The 10,145-nt window shown below is 43.9% G+C and carries 16 protein-coding genes; 1 reads left to right on the top strand and 15 read right to left on the bottom strand.

Translation table 11 applies throughout. The features are described from left to right. Positions 1-335: 335 nt before the first annotated feature. The 15 genes from Xind_RS18875 to Xind_RS18805 all read right to left on the bottom strand — a co-directional run bounded on the left by Xind_RS18875 (position 336) and on the right by Xind_RS18805 (position 8,810). On the bottom strand, positions 336-1,373 hold the full coding sequence (locus Xind_RS18875; protein WP_187650838.1) for a DNA methyltransferase: 1,038 nt from the start codon (positions 1,371-1,373) through the stop codon (positions 336-338). A gap of 109 nt (positions 1,374-1,482) precedes the next feature. Then, the gene (locus Xind_RS18870) at positions 1,483-1,683 is read right to left on the bottom strand and encodes a hypothetical protein (protein ID WP_047685715.1); all 201 of its coding nucleotides are present in this window, start codon (positions 1,681-1,683) and stop codon (positions 1,483-1,485) included. Between the two features lie 220 nt (positions 1,684-1,903). Next, positions 1,904-2,740, bottom strand: a complete 837-nt coding sequence (locus tag Xind_RS18865) for an antitermination protein Q (protein WP_187650837.1) — start codon at positions 2,738-2,740, stop codon at positions 1,904-1,906. After that, positions 2,737-3,087 carry a MalT transcriptional regulator family protein gene (locus tag Xind_RS18860; protein ID WP_187650836.1) on the bottom strand — a complete coding sequence of 117 codons (351 nt, stop codon included), beginning with the start codon at positions 3,085-3,087 and terminating at the stop codon, positions 2,737-2,739. Before Xind_RS18860 ends, Xind_RS18865 begins: the two co-directional genes overlap by 4 nt. Next, a complete protein-coding gene (locus Xind_RS18855) occupies positions 3,084-3,680 on the bottom strand; it encodes a recombination protein NinG (RefSeq protein ID WP_187650835.1) in 597 nt (198 codons plus the stop codon). Before Xind_RS18855 ends, Xind_RS18860 begins: the two co-directional genes overlap by 4 nt. 69 nt (positions 3,681-3,749) lie before the next feature. Further along, positions 3,750-3,962: a hypothetical protein gene (locus Xind_RS18850; protein ID WP_187650834.1), complete on the bottom strand. Its 213-nt coding sequence runs from the start codon at positions 3,960-3,962 to the stop codon at positions 3,750-3,752. Next, a complete protein-coding gene (locus tag Xind_RS18845) occupies positions 3,959-4,402 on the bottom strand; it encodes a YbcN family protein (RefSeq protein ID WP_187650833.1) in 444 nt (147 codons plus the stop codon). The genes Xind_RS18850 and Xind_RS18845 overlap by 4 nt, the downstream gene beginning before the upstream one ends. A 222-nt stretch (positions 4,403-4,624) precedes the next feature. Then, positions 4,625-4,855, bottom strand: coding sequence for a hypothetical protein (locus Xind_RS18840; protein WP_187650832.1), 231 nt, complete (start codon positions 4,853-4,855; stop codon positions 4,625-4,627). Continuing rightward, positions 4,836-5,045 (bottom strand): Lar family restriction alleviation protein, encoded by a 210-nt coding sequence (locus tag Xind_RS18835; RefSeq protein ID WP_187650831.1) that lies wholly within the window; start codon positions 5,043-5,045, stop codon positions 4,836-4,838. The genes Xind_RS18840 and Xind_RS18835 overlap by 20 nt, the downstream gene beginning before the upstream one ends. Beyond that, positions 5,042-5,416: a phage protein NinX family protein gene (locus Xind_RS18830; RefSeq protein ID WP_187650830.1), complete on the bottom strand. Its 375-nt coding sequence runs from the start codon at positions 5,414-5,416 to the stop codon at positions 5,042-5,044. Before Xind_RS18830 ends, Xind_RS18835 begins: the two co-directional genes overlap by 4 nt. Next, entirely contained in the window at positions 5,416-5,757 is a 342-nt protein-coding gene (locus Xind_RS18825; protein ID WP_187650829.1) for a nucleoside triphosphate pyrophosphohydrolase family protein, read from the bottom strand. Before Xind_RS18825 ends, Xind_RS18830 begins: the two co-directional genes overlap by 1 nt. 1 nt (position 5,758) lies before the next feature. Further along, positions 5,759-7,165 carry a DnaB-like helicase C-terminal domain-containing protein gene (locus tag Xind_RS18820; protein ID WP_222941864.1) on the bottom strand — a complete coding sequence of 469 codons (1,407 nt, stop codon included), beginning with the start codon at positions 7,163-7,165 and terminating at the stop codon, positions 5,759-5,761. Further along, entirely contained in the window at positions 7,146-8,063 is a 918-nt protein-coding gene (locus Xind_RS18815; RefSeq protein WP_187650828.1) for a DNA replication protein, read from the bottom strand. The genes Xind_RS18820 and Xind_RS18815 overlap by 20 nt, the downstream gene beginning before the upstream one ends. Further along, positions 8,056-8,223 carry a hypothetical protein gene (locus tag Xind_RS18810; RefSeq protein WP_187650827.1) on the bottom strand — a complete coding sequence of 56 codons (168 nt, stop codon included), beginning with the start codon at positions 8,221-8,223 and terminating at the stop codon, positions 8,056-8,058. The genes Xind_RS18815 and Xind_RS18810 overlap by 8 nt, the downstream gene beginning before the upstream one ends. A 362-nt stretch (positions 8,224-8,585) precedes the next feature. Next, positions 8,586-8,810 (bottom strand): transcriptional regulator, encoded by a 225-nt coding sequence (locus Xind_RS18805; RefSeq protein WP_187650826.1) that lies wholly within the window; start codon positions 8,808-8,810, stop codon positions 8,586-8,588. A 106-nt stretch (positions 8,811-8,916) separates the two neighbouring features. On the opposite strand from Xind_RS18805, the gene Xind_RS18800 reads away from it, so the two are divergent. Beyond that, complete coding sequence (locus Xind_RS18800; protein ID WP_338114372.1) at positions 8,917-9,654, top strand: XRE family transcriptional regulator; 738 nt, start codon at positions 8,917-8,919, stop codon at positions 9,652-9,654. Positions 9,655-10,145 lie beyond the last annotated feature (491 nt).

The raw sequence follows: 10,145 nt of genomic DNA, 5'->3' as shown, positions 1-10,145 counted from the left end.
AATGGCTCAACATAAACCGTATCTGTCGTTAAATGCTCCAGAATGAAGGGGGCGATATGTTTCGCAATACGGGATTTACTCCCCATGTATTTCACCGTTTCACCTCCCTCTCTTGGTGCAGCCAGAAAACAAAAAGGCCACGCCATGCGCAGCCTTAACTGTATGAATTTGTTCCGTTGCCGGATTTCCGGTATCGCGATTTGAGCTAATCGGTATCTTTCATGAGGTGATCTCTATACCAATCAGAGGTGCTGATCGAAATGGTCAAAGTTGCATGTAATGCATTGATTTAAAAAGATATAGGGTATTGACCGATACTGCTTGAGTTGTAAACGCTAAGTTGACAACTGCTCGTTGATCTCTTGCTCGGTCTGCTTAAACCGCGCTTCTTCCAGTTCCACGCCCAACACTCGGCGGTTGATTTTCAACGCCGCTTTCAGTGTTGCACCGGAACCCATAAAGAAGTCTGCTACCAGATCCCCTTCCCGGCTACTGGACTGGATAATATGCGCCATCAGGTCAGCGGGTTTTTCGCACGGATGCTTGCCCGGATAATACTGAACGGGGGCAAAATGCCAGACATCGGTATAAGGCACTGCTGCCGTGACTGTGAACGAACGGCGCATTAAACCGTATTCCTGCCGCAGTTCGTCATGCTGACGCGATAATATCTGGTGTGATTCCACCAAATTAGAATAAGGCGTGTCCAGTTCGCCACGCTGGTGCTTTTCTTTCGCTATACGATCAAATAATACCTGCAGTTTTTGATAATCCACTTCACTGGGTAACTGCCATTGGCTGTCGCTGAACCAGTGACTGGCCATCTGCTTTCCTGTGGCAGCGTGAATTTCTTTTGCCGTGACGCCTAACGCTTTTCGGGCATCACGAAAATAATCTATCAGCGGCTTAAACACCGACTGTTTCAGTTCCCGGCATTGTTTGAAATAGCCATCGCCTTTCGGGTGATAAGGCCCTTGGTAATGTTCGGCAAAAATGATGCGCTCAGTGGCCGGAAAATACATCCGCAGGCTTTCTTTGTTCTGCCTGCGCCACGGGCCAGAGGGTTTCGCCCAAATAATATGGTTCAACACATTGAAGCGTTCACGAACGAGCAGCTCGGTATCAGAGGCCAGACGAGAACCACAGAACATATACAGGCTGCCGTTGGGTTTCAGTACCCGCCAGAATTCAGCCAGCAGCTCATCCAGCCATACAAAGTAAGCCGTCACATCGTTCCACTGATTATCCCAATTACAGTCTTTTACTCTAAAGTACGGCGGGTCAGTGGCGATAAGGTCGATGCAGTTATCCGGCAGGGTTTTGATAAATTTCAGAGAGTCGTCGTTAATTAATGTGATACTGCTTAAATTCACGGGCTATTCCATATATCGACGCTGACTGGCTCTCTGGAAAGCTACAAGGTAAAAGGCTGGCGTTACTGAATCACCAGCCCTGCATTTCACCGCTTAAGACATTGCCTCATCAAGGACAACGTTTGAAAAAGGTGTCGTTATCCCGGCTTTCCATCAGGCCCGCCAGACAAAATTGAGTTAAAAGTAATTGGCAACGCGGTGCAGATAGCCCTGTTAGGGTAGAAATATCGGAAACAGACGCCCAGTCATATAGAGGTACGGTTTCCAAAACACAGGCGGCGGCTGTTGTCATATCTTCATGTTTTAGCATGATAATTTAAACCTTTTGGTCAGTTATTCGGCGTGAACACACATGTAACTCTGACCCATGACAACAGCAAGTCTTATCTGAATTTCAGGCAATAAAAAACCCCGCCGGAGCGAGGTCTGAAAATTCTATTCTGTTTCAACGAGAGGCAATAACCCATCGTTGGGGTAACGATAGGCTATTTTCGCCAATATGTCAATATTATTTTTCTATAAATTAATATTTATATGGTAATAGTTTCTATTTTTGTTAGCCTTGACAGAACATATTCAGCATTTGCTTCTTCTTTGAAGCATTCTTGAATCAACCCCTCATAGAATGGCTTGAAATTCCTTCTCCATGTAGTCTCAGGCAGTTCCATTACTGATTCGCAGATAGCCCGTCTAACATCTTCTGCTGGTAATCTGGAATACCCACGCCCTGAACATTTAGGACATTTTTTATAAACCGGAATACCGATCAGTTCTGTTTGTTTTTTATCTAAAACTTCCCCCCGTCCATTGCAGCGGCAAGAATGACTAACTTCACCTTTCCCTTTGCATGTCGAGCAAACTACTTTTACCACTTCTCTGACTTTACGGAATTTAGCGTATGAGGACGGAATAATTTCTACCCCCATGCTTAAATTAGCCTTAACAAGCCTTCTTTCCATCCACGGCGTGTATGTTTTTGTAGTAAACACTTCCGCTTCAATAAACCCATCAACACAATCAGGGCACCCCTTTTTACTGGCCGCACTTCTCGCATAATCCTGAAAGGCATAATTTGCGAGTATTTGCAGGACTTTTTGCTTAATATCCTCCTCTAGTCTTGAGATTGCAGGATATTTATACGCCTGCGTCAAGGCATACTGATAGAGACTCGCCACCGCTTCATCGGGTTTATTGATCCCCTGTTTAGCCAAAAACAGTTCAATACCCAGCCTTGCCTGAGCGGATGCCAATCCTAATGAGGCCATAACATCGGTAATTGAAAAGGAATCGGTAGCGGTTGCGGCTGGCGAGTCACTAAACATAATGCTCTTTGGTGAAAAGTATTTCGGTAGTGATTCTAATTTCATTTTATCCTCAAATTTGCCTTTGCTTTTCTTACAAAAGTTGCAATGCAAGAACGACTGACATCAAACTTTTCTGCCACTTCTTTTTGGGTTAATCCTTCCGCCAATAGCCCCAGAATTAATGGAGTATCAGCAGGGTGTAGCTTGTAAATTTTGCTGTGAGCGATGTTATAGAATTCAGGACGCTCATCATCGCGTGTTGTCCACGCCGGACGCTTACCTCGTTTTTTCCCACACTTTCCAACTGTCAATCGCCCTTGTGGTCTCTGGTTGATTGCATAGTGTTCTTTATCTTCCAACCGACGCTTCCTTGCGTAAGTCTGTGCCTCTTTGAAGTCGGTGAAGATCATGCTGCCTCCCGCAACAACTCCTTAAGTCGCCTTTTGTAGTTATCACGGATCTGCTCGTAATCTTCCCGTTTCCATTTTGGTAATGCATGGTGAGACATCAGACGGTCAAAACGTGCTTGCCCGATTTTCTCAATCAGCCTGGGTGTGTAATTATCGATATTCCCCGACAGATGCTTATTGCAGGCAGAGCACTGTTTGTGACAGTTATCTTCATCGAACCGGAGTTCTGGATAGGCACCGCGTGTTCGATAGTGCCCTGCGTGCCATTGCCCTTCATGAAAACGCCCACAGCTAATGCACGGATCGCATTTGTCCCGTTCACGAATGAAAGCGTTGAAAGCTGTCTGGGCTTGGCTGGCGAAATATGAGAGAGGTTTTACTGCTAACTTGCGGACTTTGAGTTTATCGCGGGCTAACTTTTGCTTAATTTCATTATCTTTCTTTCGTCGTCGTTCCAGTTCCTCTCGCTTTCTCTGCTCTAACTTTTTTCCTCTGGTTATTGCACACTGGATTGAGCAGGTATTTTGTAATTGCCGTTCTGGTTGATACTGCTCGCCACATTCTTTACATTTCCTTTCCCTTAATCTTGCCACCTTATCCCCCTAAAGCCAGTCCGATAATTAGCATTGCAGCCACCCAAAACCCGATGAATAGTAGGTATCTCATTTTCCCACCTTCGCCCAATCAAACAAGGCATTAACTGCCAGATACATAACAGTAAATGCGCAGAGCTGCGAGAATGTAAGTTTCAACAAGAAAATTGCATCACCCCATGTTGGCCATTGCCAATTCACGATACTGTAGAAAAATGCAAACATTGAATTTGATACCAATAGTAAAAATCCAATAAGCAAAATGAATGCTGGTTTACTCACTGCTCCTGCCTCCGCTTAAGTTTCATATACTCGCTGTCATCTGGTATTGTTACGAAACAACCAATATCCACAGCCCATTGCTCAACCTGCTCCATGAATCGAAACATCTCGCCAGTGTCCAGTCTGGATGTCTGGCGGAGTGTCCTGACGTGCTCAACTTCCTGCGTATTGACATCAATCCGCTCCACAACCTCATAGCCCAAGAATGTATGCTTAAGCATGTCCTTGACTTCATCCGGTGAAAACTTTGCCCCGTTGGATTTCAGAAAACGGCTAATCTCGCCGAACCACATATGCGTGGTCGCGTTCTGAGATTGGCTTCGGGTGTTTTTCCACGGTTTGATGATGATGCGGTGAGGTTGGTTTGTTGCCAGAACTTCTTTGAGTTGTTGCCATGCGGCTTGTTTGGTTGATTCATGGAAGAGAAAATCACATTCCATAAAAGTCCTTAATTTTCATTATTCCAGTTATTTAATACTTGATCTCTAACGTCGCTTTCACATCTTAACCACTGCACGGGAGTAGTTCTTTTATTGCACGATTTACATAAGGCAAAACTTTTAAACTTTTTTTCTCTTTTAAAATATTTTGACTCTATAAATACAAGTTCATTCGTTCCACAATTACTGCATAATTTCGGATTAGCCATTCCATCTAACCTCCTATAATCCCTCGAAAATAGCATCCTCTTTTTGCCATTTCAGTAGGTCACCCTCAGTACATCGCTGGTAACACGGTGGCTCAACTTTCGATTTGTAACCTGCCCACCAATACCAACCGCTGCGGTGCTCTGCTGTGCCGCATTTTTTACAGATGTGAACCCGACATATTGTTGACCATTGGTAATTATGGCCTGCTGAATTGTTCAGTCGTTCAATTGCATTTCTGGCCATCGCTATTTTCCCTCTGATTCCATACCTTGACCGCATCGCTCTTCAGCATCTTGCCAACAACCTGAGCAGGACAATCTTCACAATAAATCAGGGTGTGCCTTTTCCCGTCTGTGTAGAACCAACTCCAGTCTATGTTTTTACTACCACAAAATGGACACGGCTTGAGTTCGTCTGTCATTTGGTATTTCATTCTGCCTCCAGTAGTTCATCAGGGATTTCAACTTCGTCGCCTAATTTACCTAAGACTATCAATCTACATACTGCTTCAAGGTGATTACTTCCAAATTCAGCAACTACTAATTTTTTATTCATCAAATGCGAAGATGCCTCAATTATTGCGTCTGATACCAATACGAATTGAACTTTATATTCTTCAATCAACTGCCCACACTGTGTCCAATTGGTTGAGGGTTTAAATGAATAATATTTGCTTTTTTTATCTACAAAATGCCCACTTGGTAATTCCAGAAAACGACCCTTACTACAAATCTCTGCTCCTAAAGACAAGGCCATGGCCCAATCCAACGCCTGACCTGTCAGCTCACTTGTTTTGATTTTCATTAAAATGCCTTACCGCCAGATTTGGCGCGATTTTCTCGTTTATGGTCTGCCCGATGCCGGTTGTATGCCAGTTTCTCAGCAATCGCGCCCTCAATGTCATATCCAAATGCCTCTGCGTAATCCAAAATCCGAATGACAGCATCAGCCAGTTCCACCTCAGCCATAGGGCGATGAGGCAAATGATCATCCATCAGATTTTTGCGTTCACCCTCCATTGCCTCACTGATTTCAGAGTGGATTAAACAGAGCAATGTTCCGCGTTCACGGGGATTATCCCACCAACCGGCGGCGATATTTTGTTGGTGAATCTGTTGTTGTAGCTGTTTAAATGTTGATGTCATCTCAAAAGTCCTTACGGTGGGGTTTATTGTATTTATCTTCGTTACGATTGGCTCTGAGTTCACCCTCAACCCGATCGACAGGAAAGAGGCATAACCCCTTTTGCTCAATGTAGGTCATGCCCGCCTTACCATGGCGATTGAGGCGCAATATCAACTCGGTCAACGTCTGGTCTGACTTCTCGTGATAAACTGAATCCCGATACACACCTATCCAGTAATCACAATCTTGTTCTATCTGTCCGGTGTCACGGCTATCACTTGGCATGGGTCGCTTGTCGGCTCGTCTTTCCAGTTCTCGGTTAAGCTGCGTTAGCAGTACTACAACGGTATTCAGTTCTTTCGCCAGTATCTTGAGACCCTTTGTGATATTGCCGTAGGCAATATCATTCCGATCTGCTTTTTCAGTTTTCATCAGGGTTAGATAGTCAACGCCGATAAAGCCAATCTTGCCAACCTGACGCTTGATTTTACGGCACTGAGCTTGAATGTGAGCAAATGACATCTCCGGCGTGTCATCAATCCAAACGTTGCGTGTATTTTTCAGTTCGCCAATGGTCTGACTCAGTAATGCCCATTCGTAATCGTCTTCAATGTCCCCGTAGAACGCATCAGAATTTAACCCAGATTTTTGACTTACCATGCGCTCGAATAACTGCTTATTTGTCATTTCCATGCTGAACATCAATACCGGAAGACCATCACCGGCAACGTTCTTGGCTATCTCGGTTAATAGCGTGGTTTTCCCCATTTTCGGACGAGCGCCAATCACCACGAGAGAGCCCGGCACGATATATTTTGGCGCCAGCATCTCATCAAAATCGCGTAACCCAGTTTTAAGCCCTCTGTGCAATTCAGGGTTGTTGAAGCGCTCTTCCAGTTCGGTAAACCACTGATCGGCAATTTCACTCAGCGGTTTTAGTCCAGTCTTGTGTCCGGTTGTTCCGTTGTCTACAGCCTCACTCAGTAACCGTTGCGCTATGTCCATTTTTTCAGTGAATGTGAGTGTGCTTGGTGTCATCAGTAAGCGTTGAATCTCATTGGTTCTCTCAATGGCGTAACGTTCAGCAGCAGTTTCTTTGAGTTTCTTGGCGTAGGCTACGATGTTAGCTGTACTGGGTGTGTTTTTGGCTACCTCAGCCAAATAAGCCAGTCCGCCGGAACTGTCAGACTTCCCGGTATTTTTCAGGCGATCATCGACCGTGAGGATGTCAATCGGTTGGCGCTGATCATTCATTGTGCGCATCTCGGTGTAAATCAGACCGTGATGGCGCCCATAAAAATCATCCGGGGTGAGCATTGAGAATACGTACTGCGCGTTATCGCTCTGGGGGTCTAGCAGTAATGCGCCAATGACGCTTTGTTCCGCCTCGAAGCTGTGGGGGACTTGGTTAATTTCGCTTGCGGTCATTGGCTCTGTCCTCTTTGACGGATACGTAACATTGGTCTGTGATCAAATAATCCAGGTTCTTAGCTCGCCAATAACCCCCCTTGCCATTCGGTCTATCTTCCATCATCCAGCGGCAGTGCTCGGATATGTAAACCAGATAGCCTTTCCAGTTTTCCAGCGTGAAGGGTCTCTGGTGTAGGGATTGGTACTCCCTGTTAGCTCGCCGCCAAAATGTCCGCATCTTGGATTTTCTGCCATCGCGCAGAACAGTGACCCTTGCCATTTCTGGCAGGATTTCGTGATAAGCGTCGATCATGGCTTGGTAGGGAACAGGTTTTGATTTCATGGATTGAGATTGATCGAGTGATTGTGGCGGGTTGTTTTCGTCAGAAAACTCACCAACTACATCGTTAGATGTAGTTATATTATATATATTGTTGTTTATGGACATGTCTTGGACAACCGTTGGACACTCCGCTTCCTCAACCGTTGTGGCATCAGGTTTTGTGTTGGACAACTGTTGGACAACCGTTGGACAATTTTCACCTTGAAATTCGTCATATTTTAGTACGGTAATGATGCTGAATTTGTTGCTTTTTGACTCAGTTGAAATCATGCCCTTGGATTTAAAACTGCGCAGCAATGCCTTCACTTTGTTGTCTTCAATTCCTGTTTGAGCACACAGCTTTGGTCTGCTTGTCATAAGCTGACCACGACTCAGCATCACTTCACCGATGTCAGATTCGACAACGCCTGGCTTTCTGTTTGCTTTCAGGATCAAATGTAGCCACAAATGAACAGCTTGAGAATCCTTTTTGTAAAAGTCACAGTCCATTATTTGTCTGTACATCAAGGCAAACCCCTTGCCCGATTTCCTCGGTGCTTCTGTTACCTTTTTTAGCGCGACTACATTACTCATGACGCCCCACTCCGTTCAGTTCTTCCCGATGTTCTTTGCGTAACTTCGCATCCTCTAAAGCGCCACGAAGTTTTTTCACTCCCTCCTTAGAAACGGAACGAGCCTCCCGTTCGCGCAGGTTATTTTTATGCACGGCGCTGTGATTAAATTGATATTTCATGTATAATTATCCCTGTTGGTTGTTGTTTAAAGCGGGCTTGCATACCTCTGTTAATCGATACACCAACACTCTAAACTTGTATTCAAGAAGCCTCAGTTGTTCTCGCAACTGGGGTTTTTCTTTTTGTCTCACTTGTAACTCCCATACGTAAAATTCCTAAAGTGAAATTTCGTTTAATAAATAAACAAAAATATCAACTATCCTGAGATAGATGATGATTAATAAACACGAGCTGGCATTATGATGATCAGCCTTTACAGGGTGTAATTCCCTGACTGCCTGAGTTTTACTCGGCGCTATTTCAGTTTGCTAGGGTCACACCAGCAGCCTGTCGTGAGGGCAGATTGTTAAAGAGCAGTAAATCAGGCGACAGACTCGCCAAATAGTTCAGATAAATCAGGTCGTAATTGATGCGCTGGAATTACTCCATTTGTTGCACGCTCAATGCGAATGGCATTTGTGGCAGATGGTTTTCTATGTCCATGTAACCAAGCCCAAACTGAAGGTTGTTTAACGTTACATATGTCAGCCAGTGCTTGCTGGCTACCAACCATGCCAATAGCCTTTTCGATCAATTTATTTGTCATAAATAACCTCAGCTTTTGGAATACGCAAAATAATAGCTAAAGATATTTTAAAAGTAAACCTTTGGTTATTTGACGATGTATAGCCTAAGCTATAAATTGTGCAATTATGAACAAAATGACATTTGCAGAACGGCTAAAACTAGCCATGAAAGAACGTGGGTTTACTCAGGCTTCACTCGCTGAGGCTGTTGGCATGTCCCAACCTAGCATTTGGAAGCTGACATCGGGTAAGGCTAGTAGATCTCGCCATATAGTTGAAATCGCGAAAACCCTAATGGTTGACCCGGAGTGGTTAGCAACCGGCAGTGGTTCAATGATGGCTAACGCAGAAGAACAAATAAATAATGATGAATACACGTCACAAAATAATAAAGTAATAAAACAATTTAATAGCAAAAGAACCTCGCGCTCTTATAAAGTTGATTTATTGGATATTCAAGCGAGCGCGGGGCCTGGTGTAATGGTTAATTCTGAGTTTATTGAAACTATATGCTCTATTGAGTATACCGACGACGAAGCTAGAAGGATATTTGGTGGAATACCCGCTGAATCGATAAGAATGCTAACCGTCAATGGAGACTCAATGTCTGGAACATTTGAACCAAAAGATCAAATTTTTGTAGATATAACAAAGAATTACTTTGATGGCGACGGCATATATATTTTTATATTAGAGAGCGAGCTTTTTATTAAAAGACTGCAACGCCAGTATAAAAAACTGGCAATAATATCTGATAATCAAAAATATGAAACTTGGTATCTTAGTGAAGAGGAGGCTCAAGAATTATTTATACAAGGAAAGGTAATGGTAAGCCAATCAATAAATTACAGATATCACGGCTAGAACTCCGCAGAATTAACCGAGTAGCCCCGAAAGGGGCTTTTTTATACCAAAAAATCCGACAAATATCACATATCTAGATTCCAATAAAAAAATATTACCTTACCTATCAATCAATTAATACATTCCTCTATTTTTTTATAACCTAAGCTATTTACATTAAAAATAACTTTAGCTATATTGCTCCCATCAAAGGCACAAAGCCAACGATAAAGCACCACCCGCTCTTTAACAACATAGACCCACCACGACAGGCAACTGATAAGCCCTAGCAAATCGAAATAGCGCCGGGAATGATTCTTAGGCAATCGGGAAGCGCAGGAGCGAATTACCCCGTAAAGGCGTACTCATCAGAATGCAATGTCGTTATCAACCAAAAGGAAAACTAATCATGCTTTAGCAAAGCGGATAGACCGCAAGCGTAATGCTTTGATGATGCGGTAGTGACGCATCCCTGAGTAGCCAAATGGTTAGCCTGTGTAGCGACGGGTCAA

This window comes from Xenorhabdus indica (assembly GCF_014467235.1).
GTDB classification, from domain to species: Bacteria; Pseudomonadota; Gammaproteobacteria; order Enterobacterales; family Enterobacteriaceae; genus Xenorhabdus; species Xenorhabdus indica.
The sequence above is the reverse complement of the archived record's forward strand: the minus strand, read 5'-3'. Positions and strand labels throughout refer to the sequence as shown.